The sequence below is a fragment of the Lactiplantibacillus sp. 7.2.4 genome, assembly GCF_018991185.1.
Taxonomy (GTDB): domain Bacteria; phylum Bacillota; class Bacilli; order Lactobacillales; family Lactobacillaceae; genus Lactiplantibacillus; species Lactiplantibacillus pentosus.
Map to the genome: position 1 here is coordinate 1 of NZ_JAGYGS010000030.1, position 19,192 is coordinate 19,192.

Genomic DNA, 19,192 nt, shown 5'->3' on the forward strand with positions numbered 1-19,192 from the left:
GAGCCGGCTTTTTTCATGCGTTTTTTTGGGGTTGGTATAGTGATTAGTTTATGGATTCGATGATTATGGATTTTATTTTGGGCAGCCGTAACCCAGTTCATTAAAATATTGCTGAGACGAGCTGTACTGAGAACGTGAGTCTTGTTATACTTGTGATGTAAAGTAAACATTACTTTTTGTAAAGAAGGCATTACCTGTGATTCATAATAAAATCAAAGTATTACGAGCCGAACGGGATTAGACTCAGGCCGAACTTGCTGGGCGTTTGGATATCTCACGGCAAGCGGTTATTTCAATCGAAAAGGCTAAATACTATCCATCATTGGAGTTAGCCTTCAAGATTGCGGCAGTTTTTGATTGTCAGATTGAAGACGTTTTTTACCGGGGGTGAAATCTGTATGGAACAAGTTGGATTAATGAGTATCATACTGGTTGTGTTGGTGAGTTATTTATATGTATTGGGTAGGATGAGTAAGCTCAAAAGGATTTATCACAATGACGAGCGCTGGCAGCAGCTTAAACTTAGAGCTGGTCAGATTACGAAAGCTTACTATGAAGGCTTGATTATACTGATTGCTATTTTATTGGTGATTCTATTGTGGATGCCCACGCCTATGCTGGTACCGTTAGACCGGATACTCGGGATTGGTGCAATTGCTATTATGGTTGGCCAACTTATTGAATATTTAGCGGTGAGACGTTTAGATGGTATGATGTGATGTTCGGATTGGCCGGGAAGCTAGCCAGAATGCCTGGAAGCCGGAGCAGGACGAATCCATGACTGCAGGTTTACATTAATTCGCTCTGTTTCCAGCGTTTCTAAGCTGGTTGATTTTGAACTTAAGAACTAGCACAGTGCTTGAAAACCACTCAACCAAAAACATGAGGTCCGCAACCCAACTAAGTGGAGACGGACCTCATGTTTTTTAAGCGTCAATTGCGTCTTGTAATTGGCGTTCATTATAGAAAATCAAAACGAGGAACATAATGACGTAGAGTAACAGCGGGAGCCAAGCGTAGTTCAATGTAATCATGTGTTGCGTGGCGATGTTTTGCGCGTGGTTGGCGGTGTAGCCGCTCAGATGAAAGAGACCGGCAGTAACTAAGCCGCCCAGACCTAAGCCGACGTTTACGCCAAAGTCATCGGTAGAGGCTAAGATGCCTTCTGCTTGAATGCCTAGGGCGGTACCGTAACGAATCGTGTCGGCAATCATGATGGAGACTAGCCCAATAATGAGCCCGTTACCCACGGCATTGATGAGGGTGCCACCGAAGACGAGCGTCAACTGATTGATGGCTGTTCCGAGTCCGAGAATGAGTTGGCCCACAGCCGCAATCGCGATACCGGCCAACATGGTATTCTTCTTGCCGTGGTGGTTCGCGAGTCGAACAATCAGAATCACGCCAATCAGTGACGCAAACGTGAAGCCGTTAACGACTGGAACCAAGTCTTCGCGTTGAATCAGGTATTTGAAGTAGTAAATGGTCGTCTGGTTCTTGATCGCAGTCGTTAGCCAGTAGAGCAAAATAACGCTCGATAAAATAAACCAGGGTTGGTTTTGTTTGAGCATACCCCAGACCGCACTGAGTGATTGATGTGGGCGCTCTGGCTGACTAAAGCGTTCTTTAACTTGGAAGAACGTGTTCAGTATCAGCACTAATGAAATGATGCCGAATAAGACGATGGTGAGTAAAAAGCCCCGTTGCTGGTTGCCCTGACCGAATAATGCCACTAGCGGTAAGGTAAAGACGGCAACGATAATCTGGACACTACTGCCGAAAAATTGACGAATCACGCCAAGCAGTGTCAATTCACGCTCGTTTTTCGAGAGTGCCGGTAAGATGGATGTGATCGGTAAGTTAACGGCAGTATAAAAGAAGCCTAATCCGAGGTAGGTGACATACGCCCACACGAGTTTACCAGTCGCACCAAAGTCAGGGGTGACGAAGGTCAGGACTGCAAACAGGACGTAGGGTAATGCGTACCATAAGAAAAATGGGCGACTTTTACCGAAGCGCGAATGGGTATGGTCAATCATGACACCGATAATCAAACTTTCGACGACATCGGCCAAGCGCGCAACGACAAATAAAATCGCGGCGGCACTAGTCGAAAGTCCGTAGACATCCGTGTAGAAGAATAGTAAGTAAGTGGTCATCATCTGAAAGACTAAGTTATCCGCGGCATCGCTAAGCCCGTAACTAATCCGCTCTGGCCAAGCAGTTTGCCAAGATTGATTCAATATTAACACCTCTAAGTATGGTTTTGCACAACCTAATTCTAACCTAATTGACCGACGAAACCTAACGGAAAGGTTTACAAAATTGATAATAACCAGTTTGACGAAGTATGGTGGTGCTGCTAATCGTTTGATAAGTCAAAAAAATCCTCAAGTGGCAGTACGCCATTTGAGGACTTCTAAGTTAAACAGGTGATAAAAAATTCAATTACTTCGTGGATTTACCGACTTTGGTGAGTGCGGGAATCAAGCCTAAGCTATCTAAAGTCTGGTTTGGCAAGACGACCGTGTTAGCGGAACCGTCCGCTAAGGCTTTGACGGCCTCGGTGTTTTGGAAGATGAAGTAGTTTTCTGACGACTGGGCCAGGGCTTCGTTCAAAATGCGGGTCCGATAAGCATCGGCGTCGGCCTCAGTCTGGACCGCGGTAGCCTTCGCTTTAGCGCTGTTCACCAGTGCTTCGTTTTGCGCCTTGTTCGTCGCTAATAACGCGCGGTTATTGGCTTCGTTTTCCAGCGTGATCGACTTACTCTTCCCTTCAGCGGTGGCGATGGTCGCGTCCCGTTCCCGGGTGGCTTGCAACAGCTTGTTCATTGAAGCTTGAATGTCAGCGGAGGGGTTGACGGAATCGATGTTGACCCGGTCAACGTTCAGCCCATAACCGGCAGTCACGGATGAGATTTCTTTGAACAGGGCAGCGTTGATTTCCTGCGTCCCGTTCAAAACCTCGTTTAATTCTTTATTCCCAATGATACCCCGCAATGCCGCCCGCGTATCTTGAATCATACTGCGGACCGAGTCTTCGTTTTTGAAGACGAAATCTTCAATATTAGTGACGTGGTATTTGAGTGAGATTTTAACCGAGATTTCGGCGTTATCCTTCGTAATCACGACTTGTTGATTCAGGTCGACCGGCGTTTGCGCGGTGTTGACGGTGATGATGCGTGAAATGAATGGCTTGATGAAGTGGAAGCCAGAACTGAGTACCCGCTCGAATTTCCCAAAAGTCAAAACGACCCCTTGATTAGGTTGCGTAATGATGCGGATGGATGCGGCGAGAATCAGAATGACTAAGCAAATGATGATGATTGCAACGATGATGCCTACCATAATAAAATCCCCCTATTGTTGTGGCGCGACGATCGTTACCGTTAAGCCGTGCGCGCTGACCGCCGTAATTTCGACGGTATCGCCAGCGTGAAGCGGCGTTGCGGCGTGCAAATGGTAAAAGATGCCATAGAATGCGACGCCATCGGTTAAATCGGTCGGTTTGAGAATGAAGCGCTGGCCGATTAAGCGCTGATCTAAGTATCCCTCTTGCATAGATGACCCACCTTTAATGTGATGATAATTAAATTATAAGCTGTTTTCAGTGAGATTGATAGGGGTGCGACTTGTAATCCCCCAGCGAACAGTGCGACGCTAGGTCGTGTTACTTCGGATGATGCGAGAAATAATATGCGACATACCAATGAAAAAGGTGTCTCGCGGCAAGCTGCCAATCAAGGCCACCTATTATGGCCGCACCGTGATTGGGCACAAAAAAACCTTCGTACGGGAATACGAAGGTCAAAAGGAGTAGGTCAGCATACGACGGGGAATCATATGCTGATAACTTGATGAGCGTTTATTCATATAAGCGGGGGGACGTTCACATGCCGCTCACCAAGCTGTCAAAGTTGTTACGCTTTGACGGATTTCATTACTTTGGAGGAGTAAATGAAAAGAATGTTAATTATTATAGTAGCAATCTTGGAGGGGGATCCTTAATTGCTATGAGTACATCATAACAACGAATTGTGAAGAAAATGTGATGACGATTTTTCAAATTTAAGAATTATTGATTAGATTACGAAAAGATTTATGGAATACGATAACTAATATGGTTCTTTTTGACGTGGATTATTATGGCAATCGATGGGGGTAAATGCAGTCGTGGTGCTGATTATGGCGAGTTGTGTCGGCCACTTAGCGTTAGTCACATTAATTTGTACAAACAAATTTACGAAATTAAATTGGACTGGCAAATAATTATCAGTATGGCGACTTGTGACTAACGTAATCGTTGAAAAAGTCGTGGACGGGAGATTTTTCTCGCAATTTAGGACAAAATCAGGTGTAATAGTGGTGGTCATTTGAAGTGGGATGAGCTGCAATGCTTGGCGTCTTGGCAGGCTTGGACGTTTGGCTCACCCAGATTGAAGCACAGTGTCATGCAGCAGTGAGAAAGGTGATAACGAATGAGTAAATTGTTGATATGGGCGAAAGCGCTCAGCAGATGGATTCTGACGACGATCATTGCCTTCGTGCAGCGATTAACAGGACGTTTTAAAGGGCATCGGGAATCAGCCAATACGGTTGAGCCCAGTGGCCGGCCAAATATTTTTAGTGACCCAGATTGGCAGAATTATGATTACCAGCACGATATGGCCACCGACCCGGAATTACAGCCGCTCAGCCCAGTCGGTCGTGAACACCTAGAATGATGGCCGTTAAACGGATGACTACTTTGAATGTCGATGACTTTTTATAAAATAGTGAGACAAATTAGTTATAAAAACGGTCAAAATATGGTAAAACTAAAGCATTCAGATTTTCTGAGTATTAACCGGTCATCGTTCAATGGAAGGTGAGGTCGCATGAAAGACAGCAAAGTAATTAAAGTAGATGATGGATTAGCCGTGACCGTTCCAGCTGAAATGGCGAAACGGTTGCAGTTAACTGCCGGCAGTCAAGTTGAACTGGAACTGACAGCGAATCATAAATTGACGCTCACGCGGGCGCAAGAATCGCCGTTGACGCCGACTGATCCCAAGTACGTGGCGGCGGTTGAACATGCCATGCAAAAATACGGCAAAGCGCTGCAAATGTTGGCAGCGAGTGACCAATAAGTTGTGGTAGCCGTTTTTTCTGAGTATCAAACGATTATCATCTAACGAAAGGTGTAGCAACATGAAAGACAGCAAAATAATTAAAGTAGATGACGGATTAGCCGTGACCATTCCAGCTGAAATGGCGGAACGGTTGCAGTTAACTGCTGGCAGTCAAGTTGAATTGGAACTGACAGCAGATAATAAATTAGCGCTCACGCGGGCTGAAGAGCCGATAAAGAAAATGTCTGATTCCGAGTTCTGGGCAGCGGTGGCGTATGCTAAAAAGAAGTATGCCAAAACGCTTCAAATGTTGGCAGAAAGTGATCGACAGTGATGGGTATGGCGTTGCAAGTTGAAGCAAGTCATTGATAACGAGGTAGGAAACTCAGCCTGCCTCGTTATTTTTTTACTTCAACAAACAAGTATGGCGCCTAAATATTTCGGTACACTAAGCGGCCTGGCCCCAGCAACCACCGTCAGACCTTAAAATCCAGTCAAATTTAGTTGTCAGCGCTTCCGCAATGGTGGTTTTTTCGCGCAGAGCGTGTATCATTGGTATTGATAATCGATAATAAAAGACAGGAGAGATATGCTGATGTACGAACAAGCTTGTACCACCATTTTAGTCGGGAAAAAGGCCTCAGTTGACGGATCAACGATGATTGCCCGTAACGATGATACGTTTATGCCGATTACCCCGCAAAAGTTCATTGTTCACCCCGCCGTTCACGGTCGCCACGAGACGTTAACGTCCGGTAAGAACGGCTTTACTGCGCCACTTCCAGCGGATGGCTACCGTTATCAAGCGGTACCTAATATTGAAGTTGCAGAAAAAGGGATCTTTGAAGAAAACGGGTTTAATGAGAAAAACGTGGGGGTATCGGCAACTGAAAGTGTCTACGGAAATGAACATACGTTGACCTTCGACCCCTTTGTGCCCAATGGCTTAGCGGAAGATTCCCTCCCAACGATGGTCACGCCATTCATCGATTCAGCGCGAGGCGGGGTCGAATATTTGGGCCAATTAATTGCCAAGTATGGCTCACCAGAAGGTAACGGCGTCTTGTTCAATGATAAAGACGATGTGTGGTATATGGAAATCGTGACTGGTCACCATTGGGTCGCACAACGGATTCCAGACGATGCTTACGCTGTTGCTGCCAATCAAGTGGCGATTCAGTGGGTGGATTTTGATGATCCTGATAACTTCATGTGGTCAGATGGTATTCAAGAATTTGTCGAAGAACACCATTTGAATCCTGATAAGGAAGGCTTCAATTTCCGGCATATTTTTGGGACCGACAATGAAAAGGACCGTCACTACAATACGCCACGGGTCTGGTATGGCCAACGGTACTTCAATCCTGAAATCGAACAGGATCCACAATCGAGTGAACTGCCATTTATTTGTCATGCTGCTAAGAAAATCTCAGTGGCGGATGTCGAATTCGTGCTAGGGTCTCACTACAACGAGACGAAGTATGATCCGTTCTTAAATACGCCAGAAGCGAAGAAATTCCGCCCAATTTCAATGAATCGGACCCAAAATTCGCACGTGATGCAGATTCGTAACGATGTCCCTGAAGAACAAAGCGCCATTATGTGGATGACCTTTGGGGTACCCGCGTTTGCACCGTATCTTCCATTCCATGCCAACGTGACTGAAACTGACCCAAGCTTCGCTAATACGCCGTTGAAGCACGATATGAAGAGTGCCTACTGGTTGTATCGGACGTTGTCGATGATCGTTGAATCACACTACGCTGACTTTGTTCAAGATGACATCGACTATTTGAAGGAATGCCGTATCGAACTAGGTCAATTTGTCGCTGAAACGGACAAGCAGGCTGCTAAGTTGTCTGGGGACGAATTGACGGCCTTCTTAACGGAACAAGACAAAGTGATGGTCGCTAAGATGCGTGAAAAGGCCCAAGCTTTGATTGGACAACTGGTCACAAAAGGGTTGACGCTATCCAAATTAACTTATAACGTCGACATCAATCTTTAAACTTTCTTTGGCATGGTGCCAGCGTGTATAATTAAGATACTCAGAAAGGGGCTGACGGTATATGGATGAAAATGTCTTATTTAATCCCGGCGACGCAATTTCAGAATCCCACGATTACAATGAAGCGCTGCGTAGCGCGGACATTTATAATGCCCGCCATGGTCGTAAACGCGGCCTAATGATTGCGCGACCACTAGAACAGGACCATGGCTATTCAGTGTTTTATGCGGATGATCTCCTTTCAGCGGATACGCCACGACCAGAGGCACGGCAATATCATGTTGAAAAACGGATTCCTAAAGAAGAATAAGCAGGGCATCACAGTAAGTTAACTGTGAAATGTTAATCACAACCAGGATGGGTCATCATACGATGGCAGGTCCTGGTTGTTTTTTTGCGCTAATTAACTTGAATTTTGACGTGTTGGCTAAAAGAATTGGGACAATAATGTGTGTTGAAATGACCGGCAAACTGCTGTCACTTGGTTACCGGGTGTGCACTTACTTTGCGGCTAATACCTACTAACCTGACCGCTATGATAAGTAGATGTGCGGGCAAACGATAAGAAAAATTGCAATTAGATTAAAATATTATTTGATTATGATGTGTTTAGTGCTATTATAATCACATCTAACGCTAAAAGGAGTGGTGTACAAGCAGGCTCTTTATTTGAGAGTCTGAACTTTCAGAATAGCATCAGCGGATTGACCTGATTCTTGGTGTGGGGCCTCAGTAATTATGAAAGTCACGCGTTGGTAACGTGCTTTTCTGAGGATTTTCGTTATCGGATTTAGTAGGTCATCTTAGAAAGGAGGACGACTAAATGAGCAACAAAAGAATTATCCTAGTTAGTCAGTTTATCAATAATTTTGGCACGGCATTTTCCCGAATTGCCTTAATTATCTTAGTCACGACTTGGTACAAGAATGCGATCTACGTCGGAATTTACTCGTTCTTCTTGTTTATTCCGCAAGTGGTCCTTGCAACGCCGATTGGTTATCTGATTGACTCGAGGCGTGATGAAAAACGTTTATTGCTGGTCTCTAGCTTCTTAGCGGCCCTGGCAATTCTGTGTGTGGCCGCCATGGACTATTTCCAAGTGCATTCATTCGTCTTATTGGTCGCGTTGGCGGTGGTGTATTCAGTGATTTCTGACATCTATGCGCCATGTATTACTAAGGTGACCGTGTATTTATTTGATAAGTCAGATTTTAATGATATCAATGCGTCAATCAGTGGTGCCATGACTGCCGCTAATCTTTTCTCGGGAATTATCGTCACCTATTTCATCAGCTTTTTACCATTTACAGCATTGTTTTTGTTTGATTTTGTCTCGTACATAGTAGTGATGGTGCTGTTGATGTTTTTACATATCCCACCCACCAACACGGCTACGGATGGCGTTGCAGCAACTGCGGCCCAATCTACCTCAATGTGGAATAGTTTTAAGATCGTTAAAGATTTTTTGTCGATGTTTCCTTATATCGTTCCCGTCTATTTTTCAGCAATCCTGTTTAATATTTTACTGGCACCGATGAATGTTTATCTGACCCAAGTGGCCTATCAGATTTTTGACAATGCCAAAACGACTGGGCTACTGGAATCATTTTATTCACTGGGATTCTTAATTGGGTCATTAACGTATAAGTTCCTGTGCACCAAATTCCCGATGAGTCGCTTGATTCAAACGTCGTTGCTGTTAGTGCCAGTCACCTTGGCCATCTTCGGGAGTGCCCATTCGTTACCAGTGGCGCTACTGGGGCTAGCTGGATTGGGAATCGTCATTCCGTTCTTCAATATTTCATCGAAGACAATTATTCAAAATAAGGTGCCACAAGCGAAATTAGGGGTTATTTTTAACAGCTACTTTGCGCTGATGAACTTGTCACAGCCAATTGGGCTACTAGGGATTCCCGTGTTGATTGGCGTGTTCGGGGTGACTAGTGTCTTGCTGGTCGGCGGCGCATTTTACTTGATTGCGGCAATCATGCTGGTTCTGTTCAATCAGATTTCTGTGGAACTGAATGAATAACTAATTACTATGTGGCACGAGGTTGGACGATAGCTGTTTTTTGAGGAGGAGTTTATGCCTATTTATTCGTATTTATTTCGGCACAAGTTAGCGGTTTTGGGGTTATTGATATTAGGTGTGTTTTGGATGGGATTTCAGATGATCGATAGCATCTACTTTGGGAATGCGATTACGGCAATTGCTAATCGTGATTTTCAAACGTTTATTCGTGACATGATCATCGCGTTCAGTGCCATTACGCTATTTGCAATTTGTATTCCCATCAATGATTATTTTCGCGAACGGTTAAAACAAACGATGGAAGCAGAATTACGGAACGATATTGCAGATTCGATTAATGGATTGCAGTATGCGCAGGTCAAAGAAAACGATACGGGTAAGTACGTCTCGTGGATGACTAATGATCTAACCATTATTGATGAACAAGGATTTGAGAATGTCTTTGATGCAATGCAGACGATGACAGCTGTATTGATTAATGCCATTATGATTGTCAAATACCATTATAGCCTCCTGATTCTGACGCTTATCTTGGCGGCGTTGATGATTCTAGGCCCTAAAATATTACAAGCCAAGCTTGAACGCGAATCGAAATCATATAGTCAAGCTAATGAACAACTGACGGAAACCATGACGGATACCTTTGATGGATACAATGCGCTCTATATTTTGGGGCAAAAACATTTGATTAACCAGCGTGTTCAGCATGCATCTAAGCGGTTTGGTAAGCACAAGGTCGCTTTTGTGACTGCTAAGGCAGAGAATAATGGGCTGATTAATTGGATCAGCTTTCTGAGTCAAGCCGCGATTGGTGTCCTAGCTGGTTGGTTGGCTCTCAGCGGCGTCATGAAGGTGGGGAGTATCATCACGTGCTCGTCATTGGCCGGGGTGATTTTTGGTAACTTAACGGCTTTGAGTTTTGCGATTGTAGGCTTGCGGACGGTTAAACCCATTATTAAGAAGTTTCGGCTAGCTTCAAGCAATTCAGCAACCCAAGCGACATCTCAAGCAACAACCCAACCAACGGCTAACTTGACGAATTTCCAACAAGCCATTGATTTTGATGACGTGACTTTTACATATGATAATCAAAGCACCCCAACACTGCGGAAGCTTAATTTACGGCTTGAAAAGAATCATAAGTATGCTTTGGTTGCGCCATCTGGGTTTGGAAAAACGACAATTTTGAATTTGATTTTTGGCATGTATACGGATTATCAAGGGACTTTGACGATTGATGGTCAAGATTATCGTCAGTTACCAGAAAGCCAGATTCAAGCGCAAATGTTATATGTAGACCAGCATCCCTATATCTTTACCGGGGATTTACGGGAGAACATCTTAATGGGACGGACGGTCGATGACCAAACGTTCGCCGCGGTTTGCCGGATCTGCGGTATCGATGAATTTGTCGACGAGCTACCAGATGGATTCGCGACGCAATTACGACATGGTGGCGCTAATTTGTCCGGTGGTCAGATGCAACGGGTGGCGATGGCGAGAATGTTATTAAGTGATCGACCAATCTTGTTATTAGATGAAATCACCTCTGCGTTGGATCTGGAAACCGCATTACGCGTGGAAACGAATATTCTACAACAGTCGAATAAGACGGTAATCATGGTGACCCATAATCTGCATCAGCAGACCAAACCCTTATTTGACGAAATCATCGATTTAACCGCAGATGTACGCCAAGCCTAGCCGTGGCAAGTCATTGCAATTGCGGTGAGCAAATCATTTGAGACGAACAATTAGTTAATCAGTCGGCCAGACAACGAGCTTTGGTCGACTGATTTTTATGAACAGTTGTTTGGATTACTGTTCGTCAGCGATGATCTCCTTACTCCGACTTCCGGGGCCGGCTGACAACGCTGGAACAGGGCGGACATCGATTTGAACTCACGCAGAGAACCACTGCGCAATTTCAAATACGAGTCTTCTTCTAGCCCGGGAAGACCACCCGGACAAGAGGAACTTCGCCCTTGAGCATTGTCCGCCAGCCCCTACAGTCGGGAACCCGTTCGAATGGCAGATGAACGGCCACCTATCTGGGTACAATTGACCACTGAATATTAGGTAACTGGTCTTTCAGGAATACCTTTCTGAATCGTTATCGATGGTGAGTTATAGCATTTGTATACTGAGGCGCTTGTCTAAGTACTATTCCCTAATTTCCATTCTTTGAGCATTCCGGACTTTTTTCATTTCAGGCGGCTAAAGATGATGCGACTCATGTTCTGGAATGTTACTGACTCCGAAAGCAAAACATGAGTATGCTGACTTGGCCATTTTCAGAGACAAGTCTTACAGTTAAATACCAAAATAACTGGTTTCTAAGAATCAACGACCAATTCACAAAAAAGTTGGGTACGCACATGTCTGCCTTTCGAATAGAATCCCGGCTGGAAGGTATTCTGGGCAAGGCCCAGTGGTGAAATTTCACTTAGCAAGCGTTTTGTGCTTGGTTAGTGAAAGACCAGTATTTAAGACGTGGGCTGTCGGCTTAAATCTGTGTCCACCACGTTCCGGCCATTGCCCAGAATGCCTGAAAGCCGGCGTAGGACGATCCTAGCACTGCACGTTTACGCTAACTCGCTTTGTTTCCAGCGGTTCTCAGCTGGCTGCTTTTGACCTGAAGAACTGCCACGTTCTAGTCATGTTGCATGTTAATTTGAATAGCACGTATCAAAATAGTAACCCATACTATTGATTTAAGGTTACTATTGGTGCATAATAGCGGTTAAATTGATTAACTAGGGGTGCAGGTATGACAAATCAACAGACAGTCAAACATTTGACGCAGACGGCGATGGTAACGGCGCTAATCATTGTTCTGGGGTTCTTTCCGGGGATTCCGGTGGGGATTATCCCGGTGCCAATCGTGCTGCAAAATATGGGGATTTTCTTGGCGGCTGAATTATTGGGTCGCAAATATGGCACGATTGCCGTGGCATTGTTCCTGGGTTTAGTGGCATTAGGATTGCCACTGTTGTCAGGTGGTCGCGGTGGGGCGGCCGTGTTCTTAGGACCAACCGGTGGCTACCTAGTGGCGTGGTTGTTGGCGCCCGTCTTGATTGGGACGTTAATGAAGTTGACGCCAGCAACGACGAGTGGCTACTGGTGGTTGGAAGTTGGCATCGTGTGGTTAGCCGGTATTGCGTTTGTCGACATCGTCGGGGCGGTCTGGCTGGCAATTCAGTCCAATATGACGCTTTCGGCTGCTTTATTATCGAACTTGGCCTTTATTCCGGGAGATATTATTAAGGCGACGCTAGCTGTTTTGATTGCGCGGCGCGTCCGGGCCGTCATCGATTTTGGCGTTGCAGCATAAGCTGATGGTCGAGCGATGAACAAAGCGCCGAATAAGATGAGGAGTGGCAAAATGACAACGAAAGAACAGGTATTAATGACATTAGTGGCACACCCCGGGGCATGGCTATCGGGGGATCAATTGGCTCAGCAGATTGGCCGCAGTCGTGAGAGTGTCTGGAAAGCAATCAACGCGCTCAAAAAGCAGGGCCATCAGATTGAGAGTCGTAAAAATCGCGGGTATTGTTACCAGGGTAGTCAGCAGTTGGACGCGACGGCGATTCAAGTCCATGGTCAACATCAGTTTCCAGGGCCGATCGAGGTGGTGGCCGAGACGACATCGACGCAGCTGCTGGCTAAAGAATTTTTGAGCCAGCATCCCGCCCAAATCGGGGCTTTCTTGGCGGATCAGCAAACGGCCGGCTATGGGCGACAGGAGCGTCATTTTTACTCGCCAGCCAATACGGGGCTCTATCTGAGTGTGGTTATTCCCAATCCGACGCAAGCCTTGGCTAATGTCGGGCTACTGACCACCGGTATCTCGGTGAGTGTGCTGAAAGTGTTACAACAATTTTACCCAACTAAGGACTTTCAGCTGAAATGGGTCAATGATATTTATCTGGACCATCATAAGGTCGGTGGCATCATTACCGAGGCAAGTCTGGAACTAGAGTCGAGTTCAACCATGGCTTTCATTGTCGGCATCGGTCTGAATTTGACGACGACTGATTTTCCACAGGAACTGCGAACACGTGCGCAGGCCGTCGATACAACGGTGGCGGTCGATCGTAATCAGTTAGCCGCGGCGCTATTAGCTGAAGTTGTAGCGCTATCGAAACGCTATACTAGCGCTGACTTCTTGCCAGCGTACCGGGCTAAATCTGCCGTTCTCGGCAAACAAGTCACGTTGCAAGTGGGATGGCAGGTCGTGACGGGACTGGCGGAAGATATCGATGCTCATGGTGGCTTGGTCTTACGATTACCGTCTGGGGATCACCAAACCTTTACGAGTGGTGAGGTGGTCAAAGTCGGTGTTGAAGCATGAGGCAGTCGTGGCTTCAGATTGACGGGTTAAATCTCGACCGGGCGGGGCGCTGTCAACACTATCATCAAGCAACCGACATTGCCGCCTTGTGGTGCTCGCAATGTCAACGATATTATGCGTGCTATCGCTGCCATGATGCATTATGTGCGCATCGTTTTGTCCCGGCCAGGCGCCAGGCGCTAGCCGTGATGTGTGGCAATTGTCGTTGTCGAATGACCGTTGCACAGTATCACACTGGGGCTTGTCCCAATTGTCAAGCAGCGTTCAATCCCCGTTGCAAACGCCATGATGCGTTGTACTTTAAGCCTGACGAGTGAGGCCCGTTGCCTCCTGTTTGCGTTCAATTGCCGTATTTTAGGGTCGTTAGTGAGGACAGTTTGTAAGGGCTTGACGCCGCGATTGGAGATTTTCGTGAAATGCTGTGGGTGCTGTCATCTCAGCGTATCGTCAAGTTCAATACGATTATTGATCTCATTTTTAATTAATAAATTCCTTGACATATTTTAATCTAAAACTCATAATGTGACTTATCACGAAAGATGAGTAGCGATTGTGCGCCGGTAACAGAGAGTCATCAACTGCTGAAAGATGATCTGGTAAACGTTGTGAAGATGGTCTTTCTTAATGAACGATCGGTGAGCAGTCATGTTAAGTGGTCGCGGTTAATGCCCGTTAGCGCAGCAGTTAGTTCTGCATGAGTTGGTGTCCAATTGGATGCTATTGAGGTGGTACCGCGGCGACAGTCGTCCTTGTTATGTAAAAGCATAACCGGGGCGACTTTTTTAGTTGTCGCATAAAAAAAGAGATGGGGTATGGATAATGAGAAGAAATACAAAGTGGTTGTTAGCGTTAGGCGGCATTCTAGTCGTATTGGTCGCCATTATTGGCTTGAGTCGCGGTGGCGGTTCTCAGGCGAGTTCCAACAAATTGACAACGGTGAAGATTGGGGTCGCGCCTGGGCCATACGGGGATATGGCGACCAAAGTGATTGGCCCGTTACTAGAGAAGAAGGGTTATAAGGTCGTGACCAAGGAATTCAACGATTACGTGCAGCCCAACAAGGCTTTGAATTCTGGTGAGATTGACGCTAACCTGTTCCAACACACGCTGTATCTCAAGACATTTGCCAAAGCGAACCATTTGAAACTATCAGCGATCGGTGAAACGCCCACGCTAGGCATGGGGATCTATTCTAAAAAGATTTCCGCACTCAGCGATTTGCAACGCGGCGATACCGTCTCGCTACCGAATGATCCGTCTAACTTGGCGCGGGCCTTACAATTGCTGGCAGCTCAAAAGTTGATCACGTTGAAGAAGAATATCAACGTGGCCACAGCTAGCACCGCTGATATCGCTTCGAACCCGCATCAATTGAAGATTAAAACGCTGGATGCGGCGCAATTACCACAATCAATGAGCAACGTGACGATTGCCTTGATTCCCGGAAACTATTCTTGGAATGCTAAGTTGAAGCCATCCAAAGCGTTGGCGCTTGAAAAATTGAAGGAAGATTACAAGGAAGTCTTCGTCGTTAAGACGAGTCAACGCAATTCCAAGTTTGCAAAAGCTGTTAAGTCAGTCTTGAATAGCGCGGCTTTCAAGAAGGCCATCGCCAAATCTGAATTTAAGGATTTCGATAAGCCCGCATCGTGGCAGTAGGAGGTCAATGGGATGAGTCAGATTGAATTAAAACATATTGATGTGACCTTTCAGCAGAAGAAGCGGACGGTCCAAGCGGTCAAGGACGTGTCACTGACGGTTGAAAAAGGCGAAATTTTCGGCATCGTCGGCTTATCCGGTGCTGGGAAGTCGACCCTAGTACGGACGATCAACTACTTGCAAGCCCCTAGTCATGGACAAGTTGTGGTCGATGGTCAGGAACTGACTAAGGCCAACCGGCGAGAGATTGCAGCGATTCGCAAGAAAATTGGCTTTATCTTTCAGAACTTCAACTTGGTTGGTAATCGGACCATTGCCCAAAACCTCGCGTTTGCATTAATCGCGGGCGGCTATCCAGAGAAGCAACAGCCGGCTCGGATCCACGAATTATTATCATTGGTGGGCTTAGCGGAGCGTCAGGACAACTACCCGAGCCAACTCTCTGGTGGTCAGAAGCAACGGGTCGGGATTGCCCGCGCATTGGCGAATGATCCTGATATTTTACTCTGTGACGAAGCGACCAGTGCCTTAGACGTTGAAACGGCCGAGGAAATCATTCAGATTCTAAAAGACATCAACCAACGTTTGCACATTACCATCGTCTTTATCACCCACCAATTGGAAGTCGCTCGGAGCTTATTTGACCGCGTGGCAGTCATGGAAGCGGGCCGATTGGTCGAACATTCAGCGACGTATGACTTATTTGCCGCACCGCAGTCGGATATGGGGCAGCGGTTGGTCAATCGTTTCTTAGATACCCAATTGCCGCCAAAAGTCGCCGCGCAGCTCGGCCAACAGGAAGGCCAGTTACTAGCGTTACGCTACCGTGGCAGTGACTCGCTGACGCCGATTATCACGGAAATCGCCAAGGCGACGGATGTGGATATCAACATTATTCAAGGACGCATCGAATTTATTCAGGAACGCGCCATCGGGGTGCTGGCCGTGTACTTAACGGGGCAAACCGAAGCGGTGAAACGGGCGATTGCCGCGTTTCGGCAACGGGTCGATTACGTCGAGGAGGTCAACGCACATGAATGAGACATGGACGATTTTACAACAGAATTTAGGAACTGCCTTATGGGATACCGCTAAAATGGTCTTCATCTCGGGTTTTATCGGCGTGGTCTTCGGCACGATTATTGGCTTATTACTCTACTACTATGCCAAACCGTTATTTGCGCCCCATCCGCTAGTCAATAGCGTTGCGGGCTTTGTCATCAATGCGATTCGGTCATTACCATTTTTGATTTTGATGGTCGTTTTGATTCCATTTGCCAAATTCGTGGCGGGCGATCCATATACGCTATTAGGAGGCGCCGTCTCACTTTCAGTCGCGGCAATTCCGTTTTTTGCCCGGCTGGCGGAAGGGGCCTTTGCGGATATTAATGCTGGGGTCGTGGAAGCTGCCCGGTCGACCGGGGCTAATTTCTGGTTGACGTTTCAAGAGGTCTTATTCCCAGAAGCCTTACCAGCTTTGATTCGAGGCGTCGTTTTGACCCTGATCAGTTTGCTGGGCTATTCCGCCATGGTCGGGACGATTGGGGTGGGCGGTATCGGTGATTTAGCGATTCAATATGGCTACAATCGCTATAATACCGGCGTTTTGATTAGTGTCATCGTTATTTTGATCGTTATCGTGCAGATCGTTCAGTGGTGTGGCGACCGTTTGGCAGACCACTACACACGGTCGTAATTAGGAAGGAAGCTTTTTCAATGAAGTATGCAGTATTAGGCGCAGGTGCTATGGGATTACGGTACGGGGTATTGTTACAGGAGGCTGGCCAACACGTGGATTTTGTCGATACGTGGGACCAACAAGTCCAAACGATTCAGAAACAAGGCGGCGTTTACGTGGCACGTGATGGACAGAACCGCCACCTAGTCCCGATTCGAATTAGCACGCCAGAAGATTACCACGGGACGCCGGACGTGTTGATTATCTTCACTAAGCAAATGGGCTTAGCGGAAATGTTGACGCGTTCAGCGCATTTCTTCAACGCTGACCAGTACGTGGTCACTGCCATGAATGGCATGGGCCATATCGAAAAAATCAATCAGTATTTCAAACCGGAAAAGGTGCTCGGCGGAACCGCGCTGATTGGGACCGTTTTGAAGCAGGCCGGCGATGTGGACTTTATTGGCGCAGCGGGTGCCGGTTCAATGAATATTGCCAATCAGACGGAACAACCGGATGAAGTGACGCATCAAATCGTGGCTGACTTGCAGGCGGCCAATTTGAATCCGACGTTAACGACCAATTTCCTCGGAACGTTGCTCGCTAAGGTGATTTTCAACTCGGTCATCAATACGCTATGCACGATGTTTCAGATCCAAATGGGCGAATTTATTCAGTCACCGGTCGCTCAGAAATTGGGACGGCAGCTGATTGATGAAGCCTTTGATGTCTGTGAACGCGCCGGCATTACGCTGTTGAATACCCGCGAAGAAGAATGGGCGACTATCGATTATGTGAGTCGCAAGACCAATCCGCTACATTTTCCTTCCATGTATCAAGATATTTCAAAACATCGGCCCACGGAAGTTGATTATATCAATGGTTATCTTTATGATTTAGGCGTGCAGTATCACTATGAAGCGAAGACCCATGATTTCTTACGCAACTTGGTCCACTTGGCAGAATTTGCCGGGACCTTTGACGTTGCTAGTCTGAAGCCGTTAACAGAAGGGGAGCACTAGGTTTGAAATTTGAAGAATCCAAGATTTTACAGCAGTTACCAAAACAGTTCTTTGCGAATTTGGTTCGCAAGGTCAATGCGAAAGCCGCGTCGGGTGCGGATGTGATTAATTTAGGCCAGGGAAATCCGGACCAGCCCACGCCAGACTTCGTCGTGAAGGCGATGCAGGCTGCGACTGCCGACCCAGCTGACCATAAGTATTCGCTATTTCGCGGGCTACCGCGTTTTAAACAGGCCGCGGCAGATTTTTATCAGCGCGAATACGGGGTACAACTGGATCCAGAGACTGAGATTGCCGTTTTAGGTGGCAGTAAAATCGGACTAGTCGAATTACCTTTTGCACTCCTGAACCCTGGCGATACGATGATTTTACCGGACCCCGGCTACCCCGATTACTTGTCAGGAATCACCTTAGCCCAAGTCAAACTTGAATTATTGCGGTTAACTGAACAACATCACTTCTTACCAGACTATTCTCAGGTCGATCCACAGGTGGCTGATGCGGCGAAATTGTTGTACTTGAATTATCCAAATAACCCGACTGGTGCGGTAGCCACGCCGGACTTTTTCCGCGATACGGTCGACTTTGCTAATGAGCATCAGATTGGGATTGTTCACGACTTTGCTTACGGGGCGATTGGGTTTGATGGGCAACGTCCCGTCAGTTTCTTACAAACGCCTGGCGCCAAGGATGTTGGCATTGAAATGTACACCTTGTCGAAATCCTTTAACATGGCCGGCTGGCGAGTCGGCTTTGCGGCGGGTAATCCAGATATGATTGAAGCCTTGAACCTCATTCAAGACCATTTATTCGTCAGCGTCTTCCCGGCGATTCAGGATGCCGCCATCGCGGCCTTAAATAGTGACCAACAGACCGTTCGTGACCTGGTCGGGTTATATGAACGTCGGCGCAACCAATTCTTTGCGGCCGCACGCAAAATTGGCTGGGAACCGTACCCCTCAGGCGGCTCGTTTTACGCGTGGATGCCAGTTCCGGCTGGTTATACGAGTGAAAGCTTCGCTGACCTGTTGCTCGACCAAGCAGCCGTCGCCGTGGCACCAGGAAATGGCTTCGGTGCCGGTGGTGAAGGCTATGTGCGCGTGGGCTTACTGATTGACGAACCCCGATTCACGGAAGCTTGCCAACGAATTGCTAAGTTGCATTTGTTCGATTAGCGACGTGGTGGTGAGTCTCGACACTCGAGGTTTGTTATCGGCCGGTGAAACAGCGCAGAATCGCTACGAACAAGCCCTATCAACCAGTAAAAGCCAGAATCAGTACAAGCAGAATCATTGAAAATGTTGTTAAAATGGCGTGACTAGCAG

20 protein-coding genes and 1 pseudogene are annotated in these 19,192 nt (G+C 46.8%); 17 read left to right on the forward strand and 4 right to left on the reverse strand.

Going from position 1 to position 19,192, the window contains the following annotated elements; all coding sequences use genetic code 11:
- Window positions 1-191, reverse strand: a 191-nt coding sequence (locus KGF70_RS10115; protein ID WP_216786439.1) for a hypothetical protein, incomplete at its 3' end; no start/stop codon positions are given.
- Window positions 192-199: 8 nt separating this feature from the next.
- Here KGF70_RS10115 and KGF70_RS10120 point away from each other — a divergent pair.
- Both KGF70_RS10120 and KGF70_RS10125 read left to right on the forward strand, forming a co-directional pair.
- Window positions 200-391 (forward strand): annotated as a pseudogene (locus KGF70_RS10120) (helix-turn-helix transcriptional regulator).
- A 7-nt stretch (window positions 392-398) separates the two neighbouring features.
- Window positions 399-719, forward strand: coding sequence for a hypothetical protein (locus KGF70_RS10125; RefSeq protein ID WP_050337821.1), 321 nt, complete (start codon window positions 399-401; stop codon window positions 717-719).
- Window positions 720-926: 207 nt separating this feature from the next.
- On the opposite strand, the gene KGF70_RS10130 is transcribed toward KGF70_RS10125, so the two are convergent.
- The 3 genes from KGF70_RS10130 to KGF70_RS10140 all read right to left on the reverse strand — a co-directional run bounded on the left by KGF70_RS10130 (window position 927) and on the right by KGF70_RS10140 (window position 3,561).
- Window positions 927-2,243 (reverse strand): MFS transporter, encoded by a 1,317-nt coding sequence (locus tag KGF70_RS10130; RefSeq protein ID WP_216768052.1) that lies wholly within the window; start codon window positions 2,241-2,243, stop codon window positions 927-929.
- A gap of 205 nt (window positions 2,244-2,448) precedes the next feature.
- Entirely contained in the window at window positions 2,449-3,348 is a 900-nt protein-coding gene (locus tag KGF70_RS10135; protein ID WP_003637558.1) for an SPFH domain-containing protein, read from the reverse strand.
- Between the two features lie 12 nt (window positions 3,349-3,360).
- Entirely contained in the window at window positions 3,361-3,561 is a 201-nt protein-coding gene (locus KGF70_RS10140) for a hypothetical protein (protein WP_021338181.1), read from the reverse strand.
- Between the two features lie 917 nt (window positions 3,562-4,478).
- Here KGF70_RS10140 and KGF70_RS10145 point away from each other — a divergent pair.
- The 15 genes from KGF70_RS10145 to KGF70_RS10215 all read left to right on the forward strand — a co-directional run bounded on the left by KGF70_RS10145 (window position 4,479) and on the right by KGF70_RS10215 (window position 19,042).
- A complete protein-coding gene (locus KGF70_RS10145; RefSeq protein ID WP_216768051.1) occupies window positions 4,479-4,724 on the forward strand; it encodes a hypothetical protein in 246 nt (81 codons plus the stop codon).
- 153 nt (window positions 4,725-4,877) lie between these two features.
- Window positions 4,878-5,129 (forward strand): AbrB/MazE/SpoVT family DNA-binding domain-containing protein, encoded by a 252-nt coding sequence (locus tag KGF70_RS10150; RefSeq protein WP_216768050.1) that lies wholly within the window; start codon window positions 4,878-4,880, stop codon window positions 5,127-5,129.
- Window positions 5,130-5,190: 61 nt separating this feature from the next.
- Window positions 5,191-5,445 carry an AbrB/MazE/SpoVT family DNA-binding domain-containing protein gene (locus tag KGF70_RS10155; protein ID WP_105920291.1) on the forward strand — a complete coding sequence of 85 codons (255 nt, stop codon included), beginning with the start codon at window positions 5,191-5,193 and terminating at the stop codon, window positions 5,443-5,445.
- A 261-nt stretch (window positions 5,446-5,706) separates the two neighbouring features.
- On the forward strand, window positions 5,707-7,119 hold the full coding sequence (locus KGF70_RS10160; protein WP_216768049.1) for a C69 family dipeptidase: 1,413 nt from the start codon (window positions 5,707-5,709) through the stop codon (window positions 7,117-7,119).
- A gap of 61 nt (window positions 7,120-7,180) precedes the next feature.
- Window positions 7,181-7,429, forward strand: a complete 249-nt coding sequence (locus KGF70_RS10165) for a hypothetical protein (protein ID WP_003637561.1) — start codon at window positions 7,181-7,183, stop codon at window positions 7,427-7,429.
- A gap of 513 nt (window positions 7,430-7,942) precedes the next feature.
- Entirely contained in the window at window positions 7,943-9,151 is a 1,209-nt protein-coding gene (locus KGF70_RS10170; RefSeq protein WP_088770158.1) for an MFS transporter, read from the forward strand.
- A gap of 126 nt (window positions 9,152-9,277) precedes the next feature.
- Window positions 9,278-10,855 (forward strand): ABC transporter ATP-binding protein, encoded by a 1,578-nt coding sequence (locus KGF70_RS10175; protein WP_216786440.1) that lies wholly within the window; start codon window positions 9,278-9,280, stop codon window positions 10,853-10,855.
- A 1,066-nt stretch (window positions 10,856-11,921) separates the two neighbouring features.
- Entirely contained in the window at window positions 11,922-12,485 is a 564-nt protein-coding gene (locus KGF70_RS10180; RefSeq protein WP_088770156.1) for a biotin transporter BioY, read from the forward strand.
- A gap of 51 nt (window positions 12,486-12,536) precedes the next feature.
- Entirely contained in the window at window positions 12,537-13,508 is a 972-nt protein-coding gene (locus KGF70_RS10185) for a biotin--[acetyl-CoA-carboxylase] ligase (protein WP_216768047.1), read from the forward strand.
- Window positions 13,505-13,825, forward strand: a complete 321-nt coding sequence (locus KGF70_RS10190) for a CHY zinc finger protein (protein WP_216768046.1) — start codon at window positions 13,505-13,507, stop codon at window positions 13,823-13,825. The genes KGF70_RS10185 and KGF70_RS10190 overlap by 4 nt, the downstream gene beginning before the upstream one ends.
- Before the next feature lie 502 nt (window positions 13,826-14,327).
- A complete protein-coding gene (locus KGF70_RS10195; RefSeq protein WP_050337810.1) occupies window positions 14,328-15,167 on the forward strand; it encodes a MetQ/NlpA family ABC transporter substrate-binding protein in 840 nt (279 codons plus the stop codon).
- A 12-nt stretch (window positions 15,168-15,179) separates the two neighbouring features.
- The gene (locus tag KGF70_RS10200; protein WP_216768045.1) at window positions 15,180-16,208 is read left to right on the forward strand and encodes a methionine ABC transporter ATP-binding protein; all 1,029 of its coding nucleotides are present in this window, start codon (window positions 15,180-15,182) and stop codon (window positions 16,206-16,208) included.
- Window positions 16,201-16,863: a methionine ABC transporter permease gene (locus KGF70_RS10205; RefSeq protein ID WP_216768044.1), complete on the forward strand. Its 663-nt coding sequence runs from the start codon at window positions 16,201-16,203 to the stop codon at window positions 16,861-16,863. Before KGF70_RS10200 ends, KGF70_RS10205 begins: the two co-directional genes overlap by 8 nt.
- Before the next feature lie 20 nt (window positions 16,864-16,883).
- Window positions 16,884-17,867, forward strand: a complete 984-nt coding sequence (locus KGF70_RS10210; RefSeq protein WP_216768043.1) for a ketopantoate reductase family protein — start codon at window positions 16,884-16,886, stop codon at window positions 17,865-17,867.
- Between the two features lie 2 nt (window positions 17,868-17,869).
- Complete coding sequence (locus KGF70_RS10215) at window positions 17,870-19,042, forward strand: pyridoxal phosphate-dependent aminotransferase (protein ID WP_105922186.1); 1,173 nt, start codon at window positions 17,870-17,872, stop codon at window positions 19,040-19,042.
- Window positions 19,043-19,192: the final 150 nt, after the last annotated feature.

Excerpts from the sequence above, each read along its gene's own strand:
- KGF70_RS10145 (WP_216768051.1), top strand. The coding sequence starts at position 4,479 with ATGAGTAAATTGTTGATATGGGCGAAAGCGCTCAGCAGATGGATTCTG.
- KGF70_RS10125 (WP_050337821.1), top strand. The coding sequence starts at position 399 with ATGGAACAAGTTGGATTAATGAGTATCATACTGGTTGTGTTGGTGAGT.
- KGF70_RS10175 (WP_216786440.1), top strand. The coding sequence starts at position 9,278 with ATGGGATTTCAGATGATCGATAGCATCTACTTTGGGAATGCGATTACG.
- KGF70_RS10170 (WP_088770158.1), top strand. The coding sequence starts at position 7,943 with ATGAGCAACAAAAGAATTATCCTAGTTAGTCAGTTTATCAATAATTTT.
- KGF70_RS10150 (WP_216768050.1), top strand. The coding sequence starts at position 4,878 with ATGAAAGACAGCAAAGTAATTAAAGTAGATGATGGATTAGCCGTGACC.
- KGF70_RS10135 (WP_003637558.1), bottom strand. The coding sequence starts at position 3,348 with ATGGTAGGCATCATCGTTGCAATCATCATCATTTGCTTAGTCATTCTG.
- KGF70_RS10190 (WP_216768046.1), top strand. The coding sequence starts at position 13,505 with ATGAGGCAGTCGTGGCTTCAGATTGACGGGTTAAATCTCGACCGGGCG.
- KGF70_RS10160 (WP_216768049.1), top strand. The coding sequence starts at position 5,707 with ATGTACGAACAAGCTTGTACCACCATTTTAGTCGGGAAAAAGGCCTCA.
- KGF70_RS10155 (WP_105920291.1), top strand. The coding sequence starts at position 5,191 with ATGAAAGACAGCAAAATAATTAAAGTAGATGACGGATTAGCCGTGACC.
- KGF70_RS10195 (WP_050337810.1), top strand. The coding sequence starts at position 14,328 with ATGAGAAGAAATACAAAGTGGTTGTTAGCGTTAGGCGGCATTCTAGTC.
- KGF70_RS10210 (WP_216768043.1), top strand. The coding sequence starts at position 16,884 with ATGAAGTATGCAGTATTAGGCGCAGGTGCTATGGGATTACGGTACGGG.
- KGF70_RS10165 (WP_003637561.1), top strand. The coding sequence starts at position 7,181 with ATGGATGAAAATGTCTTATTTAATCCCGGCGACGCAATTTCAGAATCC.
- KGF70_RS10205 (WP_216768044.1), top strand. The coding sequence starts at position 16,201 with ATGAATGAGACATGGACGATTTTACAACAGAATTTAGGAACTGCCTTA.
- KGF70_RS10140 (WP_021338181.1), bottom strand. The coding sequence starts at position 3,561 with ATGCAAGAGGGATACTTAGATCAGCGCTTAATCGGCCAGCGCTTCATT.
- KGF70_RS10180 (WP_088770156.1), top strand. The coding sequence starts at position 11,922 with ATGACAAATCAACAGACAGTCAAACATTTGACGCAGACGGCGATGGTA.
- KGF70_RS10185 (WP_216768047.1), top strand. The coding sequence starts at position 12,537 with ATGACAACGAAAGAACAGGTATTAATGACATTAGTGGCACACCCCGGG.
- KGF70_RS10200 (WP_216768045.1), top strand. The coding sequence starts at position 15,180 with ATGAGTCAGATTGAATTAAAACATATTGATGTGACCTTTCAGCAGAAG.